We start from the raw sequence: 19,651 nt of genomic DNA, 5'->3' as shown, positions 1-19,651 counted from the left end.
ATTTAATTGTTATTAATCTGTTTAGTTCCTGTTCCAGCCTCTTCTTCTGTGCTGGTTTCCGGGAGAGATGTTTCCTTCGTTTTTAAAGAGAGGTTGAAAAGCTTTTTCGAGTTCTTTCATCTGTTCCGGAGTAGATATTTCTTTTATGTTTAAATAAAATTTATATGTTTCATACTTTAACCGGCCATGCAAATCACCAATCTGTTTCGACATTCCATTCAATCGTACAGTATCCGGTGCTGCTTTTTGCAACTCCGTAAACATTTCTGTTTTCAATGAATCAATCTCATAGGTTACATCCATTGCAAAAGGACGGAACAGCTGATTGGCATCACGGAAAGCATCCATTTGTTCGTCATTAAAAGCAAGCGTTTGTTTCAGGAATCTGCCATTCAGCATATTTCCACCCTGACCGGAATTGATAGCGATGTTATCATTGATTTGATTCTCCCTGTAGTTATGAATCAGGATCGTTCCGATTGTTACTGCATTCATCACTACCAGCAAAACCACCAGCCAGGTTAATATTTGAGTTTTACGCATCATATCCGAAATTATTCATTTCCTATTTGGCTGTAAAACTAAAGTTTTCAATACTGTCATCATTAATCAATACAACATCAGAAGCTTCGCTTTTTGTTTGATAAAGATTGCCGGCAGCTATTCCGGAAAACACAGCCACAAACAGTCCGAGTCCTATCACAGCTGTTTTCCATACAGGTGACCCCAGCAGCTTTACTTCTTCCCTGTTCCTCTTCTCAATGGCCGCCATTACACGGGTTGATAAAAAAGGATTGTATTCTGTATTTCGCTCCTCCTGTATAAAGTCTTCAATTAACTGATGTATTTTTTTCTCTGCACTCTAACCTGAACGGTTTAACTATTAGACAATTCATTTAATAAAAATCTTATGGCTCCTCCAGCTCTATTTCTAATTTTTTTGAGATTATTTTTTGCACGAAGGATAAGCTGCTCCACTGCTCCTTCGCTCACTTCAAGTATTTCAGCTACCTGTCTTTGCGGAAGTTCTTCATACTTGGCCAGCACGAAAGCCAGTCTTTGCTTTTCGGGCAGGCTGTCGATTGCTTTCTGGATAATTGATTTTTGCGACTTTTCAGTTAACACAGCCTCTGCCTGTTTGTCCTTTGATGGAATCTGCAGCAGATCTGATAACCCAATCCAGAAACCTGCGCTTCCTCTTCTTCAAAAAATTCAGACTTGTATTTACAGCAATACGGTAAAGCCAGGTAGAAAAGCTGCTTTTCCGCTGAACGATGAAAGCGACTGATACACTTTTATAAAAATATCCTGTGTAATTTCTTCTGCATCCTCTTTGTTATGTAACAAACCGATAACTGTGCGGAAATACATTTGGCTGATACTTTTTATCAGCAACTCAAAATCCTGTTGATTGCCATTAAGGACACCCTGTATCAGTTCAATATCATGCATGCACCAGCCTGTTGATTATTTTAGACAATATCTTGCTTGTTTTCCTATGGGTTGCAGTATAAATTTTGTTCATGTTTTGTTTGCATATAGGCCAAGGGCTTTAAAAGCTAACCAATCATGCATTTTTTCTTACATGTATATTACTTTTATTCTAATTTTTACATTGCTTAAAAATTCAAAAGATGCTTTACTGAATTTGGGTTTATTGCCAAACCCTATTGCTTGATAATTAGAAAATCCAACCCCTTCTAACGGCAAAACGAACCCTTTTTTTATCTTGCCATCATTGTTTTCATCGTGTAAAATATTCACTGCATATTTCCCGGGTGGTACGTTTTCAAATTTTACTGATGATGAAGCATTAATTATTTTCCCTGTACTTTCTTGAAATACTTTTTATAATGCTCATCAGGAAATGCGTCTTCTCTGTTGTACAAGGCAAAGATTACAACGCCATCTGTATTTCGATGATTATCAACTCCTACAATTAAAGAATAATCTGACGCCTTACGCCACTCTTTAAAAGAACTGAAAGAAACCAATAAGAGTAGACCGGTAAAAGATATAATATTTAGTTAGCTTTTTCATTTGAAATAATTTGAGTTGACACTGTTCTTGTTATTCTTTAATATGCTACTTTCGGACTTTGTAAAAAATACCTCCAATGACGCAGCAGTTATAGTCCAATTCTATTACTTCTATAATTTAAATTGCATCATAAAGCTTCCATATTCCTGTGTGTATTGTCCTTTAAATTCTACTCCAATAGATTTTTGACTAATAGTAATACTGTATTTTGATTTCTCAAAAGTTATACCAACCTCATATAATACAACTACTCTCTCTATTTGGTCTTTACTTAAAACATAGCCATTGCTCTGAGGGCTGACTTGATTTAACAGACCTCCCTGCAATAAAGCATTACTTAGTACAACCCTTGCAACAGGTTTCATAAATACATATAACTGTGATTTATTTTTTTTTGTTTGTGATACAGAAATCTCATCAAAATAATTATTGAATTTGCCTACTCTTAGCATAAAACCTACACCCGCCGCATTATAAGTTGTACCACTGAATGTTTCAATGATACCAACCAATAAAAGCTTTTTGGAAGGCTGTAGCATTTGCTTTTCGATACTGATGTTATAATTCAGAATTATATCGTTTGGCACCTGGTTGTGCCAGCCAAGTGGCTTTGTGTAATTGATAACACTGTGTGCCCATGTCTGGGTTTCTTTGGCAAAACTCAGTGGCCCAATAACTCCCAAACGTATTTCAGAAGTGACTTTTATTTTTTTAGTCTTATCAATTGACTGGAGGGAATGAATGCTGTACAATGCACCAGCATACGGCCGGTCATTATATTGAATATCTGGTACAGCAATATTCTTAGGTGTAAACATAAACTGAGCTAATCCCCAGCCGTAAATATTGCTATTATTATCCGAAACATTAAGTAATAGTGATGATAGGAATTCTGCTTTTTGTTTTTTAGTATAAAAATAATCTATCCTCATGCCGTTGGTATAATATCTGTCCGTACCATCCCCACGAACATTGATAAAATCGTTATCCCATAGGATACGTAATGAATGTTTACTATTCATCGGTTGGGCTGTTGCATTGCTGACATGAATGAATAATAAAAGCAACCCAACAAAAGAAATTAAAAAATATTTAGCTGACAGTTTCATTAGTAACGATCTGAGGTATTTTAGTACATTTTTTCTTCCAAATTTTTCTTTCAATCTATCCACCACATAATATACCATCGGCACTAAATAAACAGTGAGTATTAAAGATGATAAAAGCCCACCAATGATAACCCAGGCCAACCCGTTTTTCCATTCGCTGGCTGTTCCTTTTGCCAATGCTATGGGCAGCATACCAACAATCATTGCAACAGTTGTCATTAAAATTGGGCGCATACGTTCTTTGCCCGCTGTAATTAGTGCTTCTTTATAATGCATCCCCTGTGCTTTTAACTGGTTGGTAAAATCAACTATTAAAATGGCATTCTTTACCACCAGCCCCATCAGCATTATTAAACCAAGCAAAGCAAATAAACTTAAATTGCTTAATGACAGATTTAATGCAAGAAAAGCCCCGATAACCGCTACCAGTATTGAAAACATGGCAACGAAGGGATAAACAAAACTATCATATAACGCCACCATAATTAAGTAAATCAGCAAAAAGGAAATGAGCAATACCGAGCCCAAAGCACCAAAACTATCGTTCTGCCTTTTTATATCACTGCCCCAGGTCATATCCATGCCAGCCGGCAATGGGTTCTTATTAATATAAGCCACCACTTCATCTGCAACCGTTCCAGATGGCCTGCCCAATGCATCTGCGGTCAATGTAACTGCCGGTTGGCGGTCTTTGCGTTCTAAAAGAGAAGGTGAATTATCCTGTACTATTTCTGCAAATTGAGAAATTTCAACCGGTATCCCCGTTGGGTTAATAATGGACAGCCGTTTAACATCATCATAATTTCTTCGTTCAAATTCATCTAACCAAATTCTTACAGGATACTCCGTTCCGTTATGGGTAAGAGTGGCTTTGTCATTTCCTGTGAAGGCTGTACGAATATTTAAACCAACCATAGCCGTATTTAATCCCAGCCGCTGCATTTTATCTTTATCAGGAATTATTTTGTATTCGGGACTTCCTTCTTCTACCGACAGGCGAACATTATCTGCACCCGGTATTTTTTCAATCACTGCTTTCAATTCATTTCCCGTTTTCATTACCTGGCTATATCAATAGCACTTAATGTTATTTCTATCGGGGCCGATCGTGGTACCAATCCCAGCGCAGCCATAGAATAATTTATGCCCGGATATTTTTCTGCAAATCTTCCCTGATTGTTTTCATAAAACTTTCTGTGGTAAGATTTTAAGCTCCTTTTTGATTTTAACTGAATGGTGAATTCGTTTTATTAGCAGCACCCACTCCCAAACTTCCATGCCTGTGCTTGGCCCGCCAACATTGCTGAAAACCGTTAATACTTCCGGTTGTTTTAAAATATAGATTTCAATATTTTGAGCAACCAAATTGTTTTGCTGAATGGAAGTGGATTTATCAAACTCTAAACTCAAACGAAACTTACCCTGGTCGCCGGTAGAAATTAATTCTTTGCCTATAATTCCCTGCCGCATAATTCCCAAAGTGATTAACAGCAACAAAACAACAATACCTGAAAAATAAGTTTATGACTTAATACCCACTTTAATTGCATACCATACCAGTTGATAAATTTATCCAACTGATGCTCAAACCAGAGTAAAAAACGGTTGAAAATATTGCTGGGCTTTAAATCTACTTTTGCCTATGCGGGAAGCTAACCAGGGAGTTAATGTAAAACCAACCAGCAGGCTTGTAAGGGTCGATGTAATTACAACCACAGAAAATTGTTTGAGCATATCGGCAACAAATACCTGCAAAAACAGGATGGGCAAAAACACCACCACATCTACCAGAGTAATTGACAATGCAGAAAATCCAATTTCCATCGCCCGTCCATGGCAGCAGTTCTTTTATCTTTCCCATATCCAGGTGCCGTTGAATATTTTCAAGCACTACAGTTGCATCATCCACCAAAATGCCAATGATCAACGACATGGCCAGTAAGGTCATCAGGTTTAATGTATAACCCAGCAGCCACATTACTGCAAAGGCTGTTACCAGCGAAGTGGGAATTGCCACCAGCACAATTAAAGCATTTCTGAAACTATGCAGAAATAAAAGCATCACCAATGAAACCAAAATAACGGCCAGCATCAAATCAAAAACAACAGAGTCAACTGCGGCAATGGTGTTATCGGTACTGTCATCCGCAATAACAAATTTTGTTCCTGCATTTTTATTCTGCTCTTCAATTACTTTGAATTTATCTCTTACCAGCCTGGACACATCAACCGCATTGGCATCGCCTTGCTTTTTTAGCATAAGCCCGATACCATTCTTACCATTGTACCGGCTTATAGATGTTGTTTCTGTAATGGCATCGCTCACTGTAGCCACATCTTTTACATACACGGGGCTTCCTGCAACGGGCATGGCTACCTGCACATTTTTAATATCATCAATAGTAGCAAACTTTCCTGTGAGCCGCACGAATTATTTCTTTTCCTGATTGCACTTTACCGGCAGGCAGATCTAAACCCGAACGGTTGATGGCTCCTGTAACTTGGCTCAGCGAAATCCTATACAACTTTAATTTTTGCTGGTTCACTTTTACCTGTATCTCTCTCTCGCCGCCGAGGATGGTTATTTCTGCCACACCTTTTAATTGCTGAATTTGCGGCAGATATTCATCCTTCATTTTTGATAAATTCAGTGGCAGGCAAATGCTGTTTGCACTGATGGACATGATAGGTAAATCATTGGGCGAAACCTTACTCATTACCGGACTTAAAATATCTGCCGGTAAATCTTGCGGATATTATCAATGTAGCGTTGTGCATCCTGCATTGCTTTATCCAAATCTGTCCGTATTTAAGATTGGCAATGATGATGGATGCATTGGGCAATGATTTGGTAACAAGGTAATCTACCCCTTCGAGGTTAGATAATGCATCTTCAATTTTTCTTGAAACAGATGTTTCCACCTCGTTGGGTTCTGCACCTGGGTAGCCTGTTTTTATAACAACCACAGGTTGATTAAAATCGGGCATGAGCTCGTAACTCAAATTTTTATACCCAATTACACCAAACAGGGCGAATATGCTAAACAGCACTATGATCAGCGATGGCCGTTTGATTGATATCTCTGTAATATTCATTGTACGCTGATTTTTATTTAATGATTACATTCGCTCCGTTAAAAAGATTGATGAATCCCCCGGTTATTATTACATCGCCTTCATTTAAACCGGCACTGATTACAGCTCTGTTTTGTATCCGGTTTGAAACGGTAATATTCTGAAGCTGGGCTTTGCCTTCTTTTACAATATATACCTGCGGCTGACTGCCTGACCCAATAATGGCAGAGGCGGGAATAATAAGGCTTTCCTTACCACTTTCTGTTTTAAGCAATACTCTACCAAACATTCCCGACTTGATTTTCAAATCAGCGGTATTGGACACTAAGAACTGTATAGGAAAGCTGTTACCTGTATTTCCTTTACTGCCAATAAGAATAGTTTTACCTGAAAAATTTACTTCAGGATAAGCATCTGCTTTTACTGGATAAGCTTGATTGTTTCTAAAAAGATTCAAATCACTCTCCGGCACGTTTACGGTAAACCTTAATTGCCGTATATCTGTTAATTGAAGCAGCGGAATACCAGGCGATGCAAATGCACCTACCTCTGTAAATTTCTGGGTTATAACTCCATTAAATGGAGCTGATACAGTAGTTTTATTTATCTGTTCCTGCAAAGTGTTGCGTTGAATCTTTGCTGCTTTTAATGCCAACACCGCTTTTTCTAATTGCACTCCCTGTATAGCTTCTGCATTAGCAAGAATAGTATAGCGCCTTACATCGTCTTCCAACCCTTCTACCTGCACTGCCACTCCCTGAAGCTGATGCTTCAGCAAAGCATCATCCAGTTTTAGTAAGGTCTGTCCTTTTTTTACAATGGTTCCTGCATCCACATAAATCATATTGATTTTTCCTTGCGCTTTAGCACTTAATTTTGTTTCTTTATCAGGCTCAAATGTTCCTGTAAAGAAATTGCCTTCCTCATTCTGTACAAACCTCAAAGTATCTGCCTGCACATTAACAGCCTGTTCTTTATTGTACTGATACACTTTGTCTTGTGCTATTTTTTTATTATTCTTCAGTTTAATAACAACAATTGCAGCAATAGCAAGAAGAGGAATGATATACAATAGTTTCTTCATTGTCATTTTCTTAAAATGTTTCCGGTGAGTTTTTTATATTCGAGTTCGGCCCGGCGTAATGCCACCAGAGCAGTTATATGATTTTGCTGTGCTTCCTTTATTGCATTATCTGCCAGCAGTACATCCGTAAGAGTGGCGATACCTTCTTTTTGCTGAAGCACTGTTTTTGAATAAATCGTTTGTGCAAATTGTATCTGCTGATTGATTAGATGAAGATTTTTTTGAGCAATATCCAGTTGAGACAAATTATTTATCCTGTCCACATTATATTTTTCCAGCAGCATACTGAGCTTAACGCTTGCTTTTTCTATTTCCAGTTCTTTCCCTTTTAGTTTTCGTTTGGTTACATTACCTGTGTATAATGGCATAACGACCTGCAATCCTGCATATCCTAACGGATAAAATTTTAAAAAACCATTGGAGCCTGTATTGGCAAAACCGGCTGTGCCATAAAAAGCGTTAAGGTTAAATACCGGCAGCTTTGATTTTTGTATGATTTTTTTCTCTGTTTGCAAAAAACTAATTTGTTTTTCTGCCAATTTAATTTCCGTAACAGGATTATCGGTGAATACTGTGTATTGACTGGCTCCGGGATTTGCTTCGATACTTCTTTTTGAATCTGGAGACAGACCAATAAGAAACTTCAAAATATTTAACACCTGGTTGTATTGACTTTCTGCTGTTTCCTTTTGAGTAAGGAGTTGCAGCAATTGTAAATTAACTTTCTCCACATCCGTTCCCTTTGCCATTTTCTGCTGATGCAATAATTTAATAACAGCCAGTAACTTTCTGCTGTTAACTATATTACTGTCAATAAAAGAAAGCTGGTGAATCAATACCTGGGCATTGTAATATACATTGGAAACTTCCAGTGCAATATCTTCCTGGGATTTCACTTGCTGCAACTCAGCTACTTCTGCACCTGTTTGTATTGTTTTAATGCCTGCCTGCAATACCGGGTTATAAAGCGGATAAGTAAGCTGTACACTAGCATTAATATTATGTGGAACACCAAACTGAGCTTCTTTATAACTGCCAGCGGGCCCACCAAATACGGCTGCCGGTAATAACTGGTAAGGCAGATTGGTATAATACCTGTAATCAACCACTGCGTTTATTTTCGGCAACAGGTTTGCTTTTGCCTCGAGCAATTTTTCATCAGCCTGTTTTACATCATACCCGGATATACGAACAGAATAATTATGCTGAACAGCTGAATCAATACATTGCTGCAGGCCCAACTGCTGGCTGTAACCTGATAAAAGAAAGCAGTGCTGCTAATAAAAGAAAAAAGCATTGTTTCATACTATATATATTGAAGTGAATACTCACTACCTAAATAGGAAAATTATTTTGACAGTAAGAGGTTACTGTCTTTTTCAGCAGTTACCCAATGTTTTATGTCTGGCTCAATATTTACATAGTCGCCGGGCAATAAAATTTCTTTTACGCCTTTTTCATTCTCAAAAACAACCTCACCGATAACACAGACCAAAAATGCAGGCACAGTCGTTAGATGTTCCTTTAACATACCACCAGCTTTTATCTCTATTGATATTACCGCTTCAGCTGTAGTAAATATTTTTTTTGTTTGAAGTGGTTTGTCTTCTGTAAATAAATCTTTCAGGTTCATTCAAAATAGTATTTAAAGGTTAAGAGATATTTCCGAATTTCTTCCAGGGTATTACTGTCCGAACCGACTGTTTTCAATTTATCCAGCAGTCCTTTTAATGGAAGTAAAAAATTATGCAATTGGTTATGCGATTCGCCTTTCATAGTACACTTATCGAAAATTGTTTTAAATTCTGCCTGCAGCGAATTATGAATTTTTGGTGCTTCAATCTTACCAGCAATGCCATTCTGCACAAGCGTTGACATATTGTTGATGCCTGTTATGGTTTCAGGATTAGCCTTCCATTTTTTTCCACTATCTAACTGAATTATGCCCGCAGTTTCTTCATGTTTCTCTTTGTTGTCCATTTGCGCATCCTTCATTTCTGACTTTTGATGGGTGTCATGACTTTCTTCTTTCTTACTTTCCTGATTATTACAGGCAATAACTACAAGAAAAGCAACAGGTAATAAAAATCTAAATCTTTGCATGTTTTGATAATTGCTTGTTTGATAATAAAAAATACGACACCCCGGACAATGGCTATTATTTTCAGGATTGAATGTTTCATATAGTTTATATTTTTATTAAAGTCAAAATACTATCCATCAGTTTATTCCCTTTTTTCTTTACATCGAAGGAGAAATCTGTCATTCGCCATTGCAGCATGTGCAGCCTGAAGCTTCCCATGATGATATGCAATATATCTTCTGCCGTAGCTGATGTTTCAATAATTCCTTCTAATTGCCCCTGCTTAATAATTGGTAACAGATGTTTTCTTTTTGTCGCCATGATTTCCATAATAGCTACATTGATTTTTTTGCTTTCTTCCAGCAGGCCTTCTGAAAATACAGCAACCAGGAAATGTGGATGTTTTTGAAAAAAATCAAACTGGTTGCTAAATACAGCTTTCAGCTTTTCCACAGGGTTATCTAGTTTTACTGTACAGGCAGTAAGCCGTTTATCCATATCTGCAGCAAGGTATTGAAGCATAGTAACGATGATTTCTTCTTTTCCTTTAAAATGCCGATAAAGGGCACTCTCTCCAAAACCCATCTTGGCTGCAAGGTTTTTTGTAGTAAGCCCTGCAATCCCGGCTTCTGTAAGAATTTCTCCAGCCGCCTCAATAATTTCTAATTGTCGTTCTTTAATTTCCATTATTTGTAATTTTCATTGTATAAAAAGAAATACCAAGCCATATAACAGAAGTTGACATAGCAATTGCACCAATTAATACTAAGACAGGAGGTAATCCTAAATATACTTCTGCTAAAATGCCGATGGGCATTAAAAGTCCTGTTAATGCAAGCCACGAAATGGCTTTTACACTGTTGAGTTTATCTTTGAAATGAAGTAATAAATAACCGATAAGAATATTCAGAAAGGCAAACAAGTTGCCATGCACATGAGCCAGTCTGCTTTCAAAGTGCTTTCCGATGCTATAAGAGTTAACCCACTCTGCTTTACCAGGTGCAAAATCCCTAAATAAATTAAGAGAAAACCGAAACCATAAAAGCCCCCATTGTAAAGAAGCCAATTGCAATGTTGTTTTTTCCGGCCATGATGTTTCTTTTTAAAAGTAAGTGAATGTTCACTCACAAATATAACCTGATTTACCTCTTCCTAAAAGTGATTTTTATCACATAGATTCTTGTATGGCTTCAAAAGAACAGATCTTCATCTAATTCATTCTGGTCAGCAAAACCATTTATCCACACTTCCTTGCCTGCTGTTGTCAGGTCGCCTTATTCATTCTGTCCTTTCATCAGTTAAGGGTGCAAATGTCGCCCGGCACTTTTCTAAAGTGCTACACTCTGTTATTGTATTAGTTTTATTCACTTAACTAATACTGCCCATACGCCGGAAATCCGGCACTAATGAGCTGGTTGATTAATTAAAAAAAATTGCCCCTACTTCTATAAAGCTATTTTTTTTCAGCAAATCGATAGGCAATCCCAGCCGACCAGAAAAAAGAATTACTTAACACCTCCCTTGTTGTTACTCCATCTATTGTAATTAAAGATGGATTAACGGGTACTGCAAAAACGGGCGTACAGAAAACTGTCAGCTTTTTGTACGTATAACTTACCGGTAAACTGAATTCATAATCCAGTAGCTGAAACTTTGTTGATTCAGCTGCAGTAACTGTTGTGGTTTGTGTGCTTCCTCCTCCGCCATTTCCATAACCTCCTCCACCTGAACGTTTATAACTGTAATATTCATTGTAATAATTCTGCGTTCCAAAGTTTACATACACGGTTGGTGTAATTTTTAACTGATCATGGACAGCATAAAATGTATGATTCAATTCTGTGCCAAGAATAAAATCCGGTTTTGAGCTGAAGCTGATCATTCCATCAACATACACAGTAAGAATATCTTTAAAGCTGTAACCGGAAAAAAGAGCAGCATAGCCACTCATTTCTGATTGTACATTCGTACTGCTGCTGTTGAAAAAATATTTTGTTGCATCAACTCCTGCAATGAAATTGTTTTTGCTGTACACATAACCTGCAGTAAGTGTGTACAGATCAACTCTGCTTTCTTTGGCAGATGTGAGATAGGAAAATGACCCTTTTGCAAATACTCCTGATTTGTGCGAATAGCCGATTACCGGGCTGAGGTAAGGAACAGCAACTGAATCCTTTCTCCCCGCAAACACAATATTGCTGATATAACTGAGTCCTGCTTCTGCATAAGAACTGCTGGCTTTCTGTTTCCGTTTTGCAGTATCAGCCGAAGAGGATTGTGCCGGCAGCTTTTCAATCATTGAAAAACTTATAAAGAAAAGGATAGCAGCTTTTGAAAGAGAGTGTTCATAAAAGCATTTTAATGAACTGAAAAAGGAGTTACAATCCTTCAGAAAAAACGCCTGCCGAATTGCAACTCCGTTAATTTTTAGGCCGGAATTGATGACTGAAGTGATCAGTTGACTCCCCCTTTCTGTTACCTGTTCCCTGTGTTGAAGGGCGGGTGCGGTTCATGGTTCTGTTCTGTGACCGTTGTATCTGGCCCTGGCTCATGGTTTTGCGGTTATTGAATCTGTTCTGATTCATATACCTGTTTCCTTCCATATCAAGGCACTCACCATCACGTAAACGTAATTGGTTGCGGTCTTTTAACTGGTAAGTTCCATCCGGGTTACAAACGGTACCATTTTGTAAGGTAACCTGTGCCTGTACCTGGGATTGTACTCCCTGCTTAACCTGGTACAGTTTACCATCCTTCAGCATCAGATGATCTTCCTGGTGAATACGATCACGTTTCTGAAGTTTGTCTTTTTGCTGAATCTGATCCTGAGCAACTCCTGCGCCTGCAATCAGTAATGCTGATGCAAGTATGAAAAACATTTTTTTCATAGTGGTTAAATTTAATTGTAAAGATTCTTTTCTGCTTCCGATGCTGCCGGAAACAATCCTGTCATTTGTTTTGACAGCGAACGGAATTCAAATCCTATGGGCTTTTAGTTATTTCTGTAAAAAATCTTATCATTACTGTAAGATGAATACACAGCTGTTGGAGCAACTCCACAATGAAGGACTGGTTACAGACAGTTCTTTTGAAAAGATAAAAGAAGCTGAGGCCAAACAATTATTTTCCATACACTGGGAAATTAAAACACTGTTATACCTCGGTGTATTATTACTGAGCGGCGGACTCGGCATTTTAATTTATAAAAATATTGATACCATCGGTCACCAGGCCATCCTTGCATTCATTGCTGCAGTTTGCGCAGGTGCTTTTTATTATTGTGTAAAGACGAAACTGCCTTTTTCAACTGCCAAAGTTGAATCGCCCAATGTATATTTTGATTATGTACTGCTGCTGGGCTGTTTAACCTTTGTGAGCTTTATCGCTTACCTGCAGTTTCAATACAATGTGTTTGGTACTCGTTACGGGCTGGCTACTTTCTTCCCTATGCTGGTATTGTTTTTCTCTGCTTACTTCTTTGATCATTTGGGTGTGTTAAGTTTAGCCATTACCAACTTAGCTGCATGGATCGGTATTACTGTTACACCATCTCAGCTATTACGTGTCAATGATTTCAACAGCAGCACCATTATTTATTCAGGTTTATTCCTGGGAGCGGTACTGATTGCACTGGCATTTATTTCAAAACAGAAAAAATGGAAACATCATTTTGAATTTACCTATGCCAACTTCGGTACACATGTTTTGTTTATTTCCTGCCTCTCGGCCATGTTTCAGTTCGACAGCATCTATTTAGTCTGGTTTCTGTTACTGGCTGGACTTGCTTTTTTTTCTTATACGAGATCAATGCAGACAAAGTCTTTTTACTTTTTATTAGTAACTACACTATATACCTATATCGGCATCAGTTATGTGGCTATCAGGTTCCTGATTTCAATTGGCGGATATGATATGGGGCCGGTCTATCTTGGCTTACTATATTTTATTATGTCCGGAATTGGTCTTGTATTATTCCTCATCAGCAGTAACAGAAAAATAAAAGCACTATGATTGCCTATAACAACACATCCCTGCACAATGAACGGATACAGGAGCAATCAACCACTGCTTTTGAAAATAATTTTATCAGCAAAGAGGAATTGCTGGCTATCAAACAGAAATACCCTGTTCAGTTTTATACGCCGAATATTTTTATCCGTATTGGTTTATTTATTTTAACCCTCATCATTCTTTCTTTTTCCTTCAGCCTTTTTTCTTTGTTGTTTATGAGTTCGCTTGAAAACGCATGGAAGGGTTTGATGTTGTTTTTTGCACTGCTTACTTATGCTGCACTGGAGTTTATGGTGCAAACAAAACAACATTATAAATCAGGAGTGGATGATGCATTGTTGTGGAATTTTGCCGGGATGTTATTCGGCAGTATCAGTTTAATTCTTGATGCTGGTGCGTTAACGAATTGTGTACTGGCCTTTCTTATTTCATTGTATTGCAGCATTCGTTTTGCTGACAGGGCTATGAGTGCGGTTGCATTTCTTTCTTTGCTTGCAATATTGTTCTTTCTTTTTACTGATCACCTGGGGATTTCAAAAGCCATCATCCCATTTGTGCTGATGGCTGCTTCTGCTGCTGTTTATTTTTTGATTAAGCATCTTGAAAAGAAAGTAAGCCTGAAAAATTATGAGCATTGTTTTAGCATGATCAGTATTGTAAGTCTGCTCAGTTTTTATGCCGCCGGAAATTATTATGTGGTGAGAGAAGTGAACAATGCAATGTTTCATTTAACCAGTGACGGTTCTTTACCCTTTGGATGGATGTTCTGGATATTAACCTTTCTTATTCCTATACTTTATATTGCAAGAGGCATTCAAAAAAAAGACGCACTCTTTCTGCGTGTTGGATTATTGCTCATTGCTGCGATGGTTTTTACCGTTCGGAATTATTATCATCTTATTCCACATGAAGTATTTATGACCATTGCAGGTGCAATTTTGTTGATTCTTTCTTATGGGCTGATCAGCTATCTCAAACAACCGAAGTTTGGTTTTACCTATGCCGAGCTGAATAAAGAAAATAAAATGGAAAAGCTGCAGATTGAATCATTGATCATTGCTGAAACATTTGGTCAGCAAACCAAGCCAACTGAAGAAACAACAAAATTTGGTGGTGGAAGTTTTGGTGGTGGTGGAGCCGGGGGAGAGTTTTAGAAACTTGTTTATTATTGAAATCTAAAGAATATTTCTGAATCTGAAAGTACCTTCATTATTATTGGAATTCTTTGCCTTGTTTTATATTCTTCAAGTTTTTCATATCAATTTAGATCTCGTAGCACAAACAATTCCACGATTAATATCCTCTTCTATCTTTTTGCCTGTTTCAGTAATTAAGTTGTTGTTCTTTTTCTTTCAAAACCTATAACCGCAGCAAGTAATATTGCAATAAGCTTTTGGCCTGAGTATTTTCAGTCTTATCACTATACTGCTCTGGATCATTAAAGACTTATAATTATATTATCCTCCTTTTTAACTGAAAATCTTATTAATTGATTCAAAGTTTATTTTTGGTAAAGACTGCAAATACATTTTGTGGGATAAAGTATTTCCCATTTCTGATTCCGGAACTTGGTGGGAATGCAAAAATTATAAAAGCATTTTTGCCCTCATCAGGGTTAAATTTCACTTACAATACTTCTTCATTATCCTGAACTTATACTTTGATCAACCGTTAATTAATTTCCTATTACATTTTTAGAATCGCTATATCTATGTTATCATAATTACGATTTGGCACGAAGTATTTCCATTTTCCGCCAATCAATAAAAGAGAATCATTTAACGGTATAAAAAGATCATGAGTTTTCGACTCATCGAAGACGTGTTTTGCCGTAATTAGAAAGAACCCCTTATTATACTTAAGTAATACACCCGAGAAAGAGGTCAGTCATAACTTTATTGCTGAGTTTTTCCTTTGCTCAAAGGCTTGGGGACTACAGTAGAACATTGGGACCATCGAGAATAGGGCTTTTTGTAGTGAATTTCTCAGACCTATTACTAATTATTTTAATCAATTCACAGAGGACCCAAAAATACTCTCATTACTTTTCCTAAATTGCACCCGTAGTTATGGATAAATTCATTGTTTCGGCACGCAAGTACAGACCCCAGACTTTTGATACGGTTGTGGGGCAGAGTCATATCACCACCACGCTCAAAAATGCCATCAGCCACAACCAGCTGGCCCATGCGTTTTTGTTCTGCGGTCCGAGGGGTGTGGGCAAAACCACCTGTGCCCGTATCCTTGCCAAAACCATCAACTGTGAAAACTTACAGCCTAATGGTGAAGCCTGCGATGTGTGTGTAAGCTGCCGTACGTTCAATGAAGGAACCTCACTCAATATTCATGAACTCGATGCTGCCAGTAACAACTCGGTGGATGATATCCGTTCGCTGATTGAGCAGGTTCGTTTTGCTCCGCAGATGGGCAAATACAAAGTGTATATCATTGATGAGGTACACATGCTCAGCTCCAGTGCCTTCAATGCATTTCTGAAAACACTGGAAGAACCACCTTCTTATGCCATTTTTATTTTAGCCACTACCGAGAAACATAAAATTCTGCCAACCATTTTAAGCCGTTGCCAGATCTTCGATTTCAAACGTATTACCAGTAACGATACGGTTGATCACCTGCAGGAAATTGTAGATAAGGAAGAGATCAAAGCAGAGAAAGCAGCTTTACAGGTAATTGCACAAAAGAGCGAAGGCTGTATGCGTGATGCGCTGAGCATCATGGATAAGATCGTAAGCTTTACCAATGGCGAATTGACTTACCAGAATACATTGGAGCATCTGAATATTTTAGATGCTGATTATTTTTTCAAATTGCTCGATGCGATGCAGCAACAGCAACTGGCTGATGCGATGCTGCTGTTTGATGATATCAACCGAAAAGGTTTTGAAGGTGATATGGTGCTGAATGCAATGAGTGAATTTTTCAGGAACCTGCTGGTTTGTAAAGATGAAAAAGTAGCCAACCTGTTAGAGGTTGTTGAAAGCTTCAAAGACAAATACATTTCTGCTGCAAAAAAGACATCTGCTTCATGGATCATCAGTGCATTGAACCTGCTGAATGAATCAGAGATCAATTACAAACAGGCACGCAATAAACGTTTACATGTTGAACTGGCGCTGATAAAACTCACTTACCTGCAACAGGCCATCGACCTTACATCTGATAAAAAAAAAGTAACTGATAAAGCAAAGGCGGTTCAGTTCAGGGCATTGAAGCCGATGAGTGTTGGTGAAGTGCTGAACGTGGAAAATAAAACGCAGCAAACAGGTGCTGCTAAATTGATCATTGAAGAGCCGAAGCAAAGCTATCAGCCATCCTCCTTCGTTAAAACTCCTGCGGACAAGCAAGCTGCAACAACTGCAAAACCACAAACTGCAAACGCTGTAACCGGCAGTGGAGTAAAAGGTGGTCTTTCAAGAATCCGTCAGAAAATTTCAGACGATAACAATCTTGTCAGCACTCAATCAAAACCAATAGAAGCTGAACAGTTAAGCATTGCCTGGCAGGAATATATTCTGAAATTAAAAACGGCTCAGAAACATTCAGTTGTTTCCACCATGGAAATGATGGAATGTAAAATGAAAAGCGAAGAAATATTTGAAGTAATCTGTTACGGAAATATTCAGCTCGGCTTTTTGAAACAGGAAAAAACTCCGCTGCTGGAACATATTCAGCATTTCTTTCATAATCCTTCCATCAATATTCATGTAGATTTGATTGAAGCACCGGAAGAAAATAACCCGGTTGACCGTCCGCTTTCAACAAAAGAACAGTTCATGAAGATGTCGGAAAAATATCCGCTGGTAAAGGAATTAAAAGACCGGCTGGGGATGGAGCTTGATTATTAATTTTTACATTTTCTCAAGAACAAGATCATAACGCATCGCCGACTTGATGTATAATCTCCTCCCGGTAATGGTATATTGTGATGGTACGCATGGGTGAACTGATTGCAGACCACATGACATCAGCACCGTTAATAAACCTCTCCCAAAATTATCTTCATTTATTTTGGTCATGGAAAAACTGCCGAAGTTCACTTTGCTGCTGTCGATGATTTGATAAGTTCCGTCGCTGAATGTATTCACCAACGTATTGCCGAAATAAGTTCCGTCGCTCTGGAATGTAATGGAAAGATAGCTGCTGGCTGATGTTGGAGGAAACTGGCTGCTAGAGGTTGACCTGTCAATAACTTCGGTCAACTTCCATGTACCGGTCAATACAGTATCTGGGTCCTGCTTTTTACAGGAACTGATCAGCAGCAAAAGGAACAATGCAGGAACAAACAGTTTCACAGACCAAATTTAATACTATTGACACGGAAGCTGAGGGTTTCGTTGCAGCCGGTTTAAGAAAAGGGAAAGGCAGATTTTGCAGGGTATCAGCACACGAAACTGAAGTCGGCAGCCGGTAGTATATAGTCTTTAGCCGGTCATTTTTGAGGCTGACTTTTAACTATCGTCTATTGACTATTGACTATCGGCTTGTTTTTCCTCTTTTTGCCTTAATTTCACGCCCTTATTACGACTTAAAAAAACTGATTATATGGCCGAAGTAATACGTATGCCGCTGTTGAGTGATACCATGACCGAAGGAAAAATTGTGAAATGGAACAAACAGGTGGGCGACAAAGTAAAAAGCGACGATGTGCTTGCTGATGTAGAAACCGACAAAGCCACGATGGAAGTGGTTGGTTATGCCGATGGTACCTTATTATATATTGGTGTGCCTGAAGGAAAAGCAGCGCAGATCAATGAAATCATTGCCATTGTTGGTAAGGATGGCGAAGATTATAAAGGTTTGCTCGATGGCCCTGCTGCATCAGCTCCGGCCGCAAGTACTCCTGCCCCTGCTGCAACCGAAACAGCCGCTGCTCCCGCAGGTGCTGATGCTGACGCACTGGCCAAAAGCCTTGGTGTTACAGTTATCCGCATGCCATTGTTGAGTGATACAATGACCGAAGGGAAAATTGTTGTCTGGAATAAAAAGGTTGGTGATTCAGTAAAAGCAGATGAAAGTCTGGCTGATGTTGAAACCGATAAAGCTACCATGGAAGTGGTTCCTTATGCTGACGGCACTTTGTTATTTACAGGCGTTGAAGCAGGCTCTGCTGCTAAAATAAATGAAGTGATTGCTATTATAGGTAAAGCAGGTACAGATATCAATGGATTATTAGGTGCATTGAAAAATACAGGAGCTGCAAAACCACAAACAGTTGCTGCCGCAACAGCAAGTGCTCCCGCAGCAACTGAAACGCCAGAAGCTACTGCTTCTTCATCTTCTACTAACGGAAGATTAAAAGCATCTCCCTTAGCCAAAAAAATTGCTGCCGATAAAGGCATTGATCTGAAGGCAGTACATGGCAGTGGCGATGGCGGAAGAATCATTAAAAAAGATATTGATAATTACTCTCCTGCTGCTGCAAGTACTTCAACTTCGCTCAGTACTCCTGCAAAAAGCAGTTCGACTCCGCCGCTCACTGCTTTTACGCCGGGTGCCGGTGAAGGTTTTGTTGATACACCAAACGGAAGCATGCGTAAAACCATTGCCCGCCGTTTGGGTGAAAGTCTGTTCACTGCTCCGCATTTCTATTTAACCATGGAGCTGAACATGGATAATGCCATGGCTGCACGTACACAGTTAAATGCTGTGAGCCCTGTGAAGATCAGCTTCCAGGATATCATGATCAAAGCATGTGCAATGGCTTTGCGTAAACATCCTGCTGTAAACAGTTCATGGATGGGTGAATTTATCCGCACATACAATCATATTCATATTGGCAGTGCCGTTGCAGTTGAGCAGGGATTAATTGTTCCTGTATTCAAATTTGCTGATCAAAAATCATTGAGCCAGATTGCACAGGAAGCAAATGGTTTGTATGATAAAGCAAGAACAGGAAAACTGCAGCCACAGGAATTCAGCGGTAATACATTTACGATTTCGAATTTAGGTATGATGGACATTGAAGATTTCACTGCCATCATCAACCCTCCTGACAGCTGTATTCTTGCTGTTGGTAAAATCAAAGAGATCGTTATTAAAAAAGCTGATGGAAACTTTGGAACAACCAATGTTATGAAAGTAACCCTGAGTTGCGATCACCGCAGTGTGGATGGTGCAGTTGGTGCAAGCTTCTTACAAACACTGAAGAAGTTTATTGAGAACCCTGTAACCATGCTCGTTTAATTGCATACAATTCTTTTTCATAGATCCCGTTACAGCTTTGTAACG

Annotated in this window: 17 protein-coding genes and 2 pseudogenes; 4 read left to right on the top strand and 15 right to left on the bottom strand. The window is 38.6% G+C overall.

The genetic code is table 11. The features are described from left to right. Positions 1-21: 21 nt before the first annotated feature. The 14 genes and pseudogenes from IPK31_11470 to IPK31_11405 all read right to left on the bottom strand — a co-directional run bounded on the left by IPK31_11470 (position 22) and on the right by IPK31_11405 (position 12,279). Entirely contained in the window at positions 22-543 is a 522-nt protein-coding gene (locus IPK31_11470) for a hypothetical protein (GenBank protein MBK8088510.1), read from the bottom strand. 22 nt (positions 544-565) lie between these two features. Next, a complete protein-coding gene (locus IPK31_11465; protein MBK8088509.1) occupies positions 566-772 on the bottom strand; it encodes a hypothetical protein in 207 nt (68 codons plus the stop codon). A 104-nt stretch (positions 773-876) separates the two neighbouring features. Then, the gene (locus IPK31_11460) at positions 877-1,125 is read right to left on the bottom strand and encodes an RNA polymerase sigma factor (GenBank protein ID MBK8088508.1); all 249 of its coding nucleotides are present in this window, start codon (positions 1,123-1,125) and stop codon (positions 877-879) included. Between the two features lie 99 nt (positions 1,126-1,224). After that, on the bottom strand, positions 1,225-1,452 hold the full coding sequence (locus IPK31_11455) for a hypothetical protein (protein ID MBK8088507.1): 228 nt from the start codon (positions 1,450-1,452) through the stop codon (positions 1,225-1,227). Positions 1,453-1,581: 129 nt separating this feature from the next. Then, positions 1,582-1,821, bottom strand: coding sequence for a DUF2141 domain-containing protein (locus IPK31_11450; GenBank protein ID MBK8088506.1), 240 nt, complete (start codon positions 1,819-1,821; stop codon positions 1,582-1,584). A 1,358-nt stretch (positions 1,822-3,179) separates the two neighbouring features. Then, positions 3,180-6,245 (bottom strand): annotated as a pseudogene (locus IPK31_11445) (efflux RND transporter permease subunit). A 13-nt stretch (positions 6,246-6,258) separates the two neighbouring features. Further along, complete coding sequence (locus IPK31_11440) at positions 6,259-7,314, bottom strand: efflux RND transporter periplasmic adaptor subunit (GenBank protein ID MBK8088505.1); 1,056 nt, start codon at positions 7,312-7,314, stop codon at positions 6,259-6,261. Continuing rightward, positions 7,311-8,549 carry a TolC family protein gene (locus IPK31_11435; protein MBK8088504.1) on the bottom strand — a complete coding sequence of 413 codons (1,239 nt, stop codon included), beginning with the start codon at positions 8,547-8,549 and terminating at the stop codon, positions 7,311-7,313. The genes IPK31_11440 and IPK31_11435 overlap by 4 nt, the downstream gene beginning before the upstream one ends. A 107-nt stretch (positions 8,550-8,656) precedes the next feature. Then, positions 8,657-8,941, bottom strand: coding sequence for a hypothetical protein (locus IPK31_11430; GenBank protein MBK8088503.1), 285 nt, complete (start codon positions 8,939-8,941; stop codon positions 8,657-8,659). Then, positions 8,938-9,411 carry a hypothetical protein gene (locus tag IPK31_11425; protein ID MBK8088502.1) on the bottom strand — a complete coding sequence of 158 codons (474 nt, stop codon included), beginning with the start codon at positions 9,409-9,411 and terminating at the stop codon, positions 8,938-8,940. Before IPK31_11425 ends, IPK31_11430 begins: the two co-directional genes overlap by 4 nt. Before the next feature lie 85 nt (positions 9,412-9,496). Next, complete coding sequence (locus IPK31_11420) at positions 9,497-10,078, bottom strand: TetR/AcrR family transcriptional regulator (protein MBK8088501.1); 582 nt, start codon at positions 10,076-10,078, stop codon at positions 9,497-9,499. Then, positions 10,068-10,482, bottom strand: a pseudogene (locus IPK31_11415) (hypothetical protein). The gene IPK31_11420 and the pseudogene IPK31_11415 overlap by 11 nt, the downstream one beginning before the upstream one ends. A gap of 362 nt (positions 10,483-10,844) precedes the next feature. Further along, positions 10,845-11,690 carry a hypothetical protein gene (locus tag IPK31_11410; protein ID MBK8088500.1) on the bottom strand — a complete coding sequence of 282 codons (846 nt, stop codon included), beginning with the start codon at positions 11,688-11,690 and terminating at the stop codon, positions 10,845-10,847. A 121-nt stretch (positions 11,691-11,811) separates the two neighbouring features. Next, positions 11,812-12,279, bottom strand: coding sequence for a hypothetical protein (locus tag IPK31_11405; protein ID MBK8088499.1), 468 nt, complete (start codon positions 12,277-12,279; stop codon positions 11,812-11,814). Positions 12,280-12,421: 142 nt separating this feature from the next. Here IPK31_11405 and IPK31_11400 point away from each other — a divergent pair, with 142 nt between their 5' ends. The 3 genes from IPK31_11400 to IPK31_11390 all read left to right on the top strand — a co-directional run bounded on the left by IPK31_11400 (position 12,422) and on the right by IPK31_11390 (position 17,268). Continuing rightward, positions 12,422-13,402, top strand: coding sequence for a DUF2157 domain-containing protein (locus IPK31_11400; protein MBK8088498.1), 981 nt, complete (start codon positions 12,422-12,424; stop codon positions 13,400-13,402). Next, positions 13,399-14,556: a hypothetical protein gene (locus tag IPK31_11395; protein MBK8088497.1), complete on the top strand. Its 1,158-nt coding sequence runs from the start codon at positions 13,399-13,401 to the stop codon at positions 14,554-14,556. Before IPK31_11400 ends, IPK31_11395 begins: the two co-directional genes overlap by 4 nt. 915 nt (positions 14,557-15,471) lie before the next feature. Beyond that, the gene (locus tag IPK31_11390) at positions 15,472-17,268 is read left to right on the top strand and encodes a DNA polymerase III subunit gamma/tau (GenBank protein ID MBK8088496.1); all 1,797 of its coding nucleotides are present in this window, start codon (positions 15,472-15,474) and stop codon (positions 17,266-17,268) included. Positions 17,269-17,271: 3 nt separating this feature from the next. Here IPK31_11390 and IPK31_11385 read toward each other — a convergent pair whose 3' ends face one another. Then, complete coding sequence (locus tag IPK31_11385; GenBank protein ID MBK8088495.1) at positions 17,272-17,715, bottom strand: META domain-containing protein; 444 nt, start codon at positions 17,713-17,715, stop codon at positions 17,272-17,274. Positions 17,716-17,965: 250 nt separating this feature from the next. On the opposite strand from IPK31_11385, the gene IPK31_11380 reads away from it, so the two are divergent. After that, entirely contained in the window at positions 17,966-19,606 is a 1,641-nt protein-coding gene (locus IPK31_11380) for a 2-oxo acid dehydrogenase subunit E2 (protein MBK8088494.1), read from the top strand. Positions 19,607-19,651 lie beyond the last annotated feature (45 nt).

The sequence above is a fragment of the Chitinophagaceae bacterium genome (genome assembly GCA_016713085.1).
Taxonomy (GTDB): Bacteria; Bacteroidota; Bacteroidia; order Chitinophagales; family Chitinophagaceae; genus Lacibacter.
This window is presented reverse-complemented; position numbering and strand designations above follow the sequence as displayed.

What these genes read in the sequence shown, in the direction of transcription:
- IPK31_11470 (MBK8088510.1), bottom strand. Translation starts at nt 543, where the DNA reads ATGCGTAAAACTCAAATATTAACCTGGCTGGTGGTTTTGCTGGTAGTG.
- IPK31_11420 (MBK8088501.1), bottom strand. Translation starts at nt 10,078, where the DNA reads ATGGAAATTAAAGAACGACAATTAGAAATTATTGAGGCGGCTGGAGAA.
- IPK31_11425 (MBK8088502.1), bottom strand. Translation starts at nt 9,411, where the DNA reads ATGCAAAGATTTAGATTTTTATTACCTGTTGCTTTTCTTGTAGTTATT.
- IPK31_11400 (MBK8088498.1), top strand. Translation starts at nt 12,422, where the DNA reads ATGAATACACAGCTGTTGGAGCAACTCCACAATGAAGGACTGGTTACA.
- IPK31_11410 (MBK8088500.1), bottom strand. Translation starts at nt 11,690, where the DNA reads ATGATTGAAAAGCTGCCGGCACAATCCTCTTCGGCTGATACTGCAAAA.
- IPK31_11390 (MBK8088496.1), top strand. Translation starts at nt 15,472, where the DNA reads ATGGATAAATTCATTGTTTCGGCACGCAAGTACAGACCCCAGACTTTT.
- IPK31_11395 (MBK8088497.1), top strand. Translation starts at nt 13,399, where the DNA reads ATGATTGCCTATAACAACACATCCCTGCACAATGAACGGATACAGGAG.
- IPK31_11405 (MBK8088499.1), bottom strand. Translation starts at nt 12,279, where the DNA reads ATGAAAAAAATGTTTTTCATACTTGCATCAGCATTACTGATTGCAGGC.
- IPK31_11455 (MBK8088507.1), bottom strand. Translation starts at nt 1,452, where the DNA reads ATGCATGATATTGAACTGATACAGGGTGTCCTTAATGGCAATCAACAG.
- IPK31_11380 (MBK8088494.1), top strand. Translation starts at nt 17,966, where the DNA reads ATGGCCGAAGTAATACGTATGCCGCTGTTGAGTGATACCATGACCGAA.
- IPK31_11430 (MBK8088503.1), bottom strand. Translation starts at nt 8,941, where the DNA reads ATGAACCTGAAAGATTTATTTACAGAAGACAAACCACTTCAAACAAAA.
- IPK31_11465 (MBK8088509.1), bottom strand. Translation starts at nt 772, where the DNA reads ATGGCGGCCATTGAGAAGAGGAACAGGGAAGAAGTAAAGCTGCTGGGG.
- IPK31_11440 (MBK8088505.1), bottom strand. Translation starts at nt 7,314, where the DNA reads ATGACAATGAAGAAACTATTGTATATCATTCCTCTTCTTGCTATTGCT.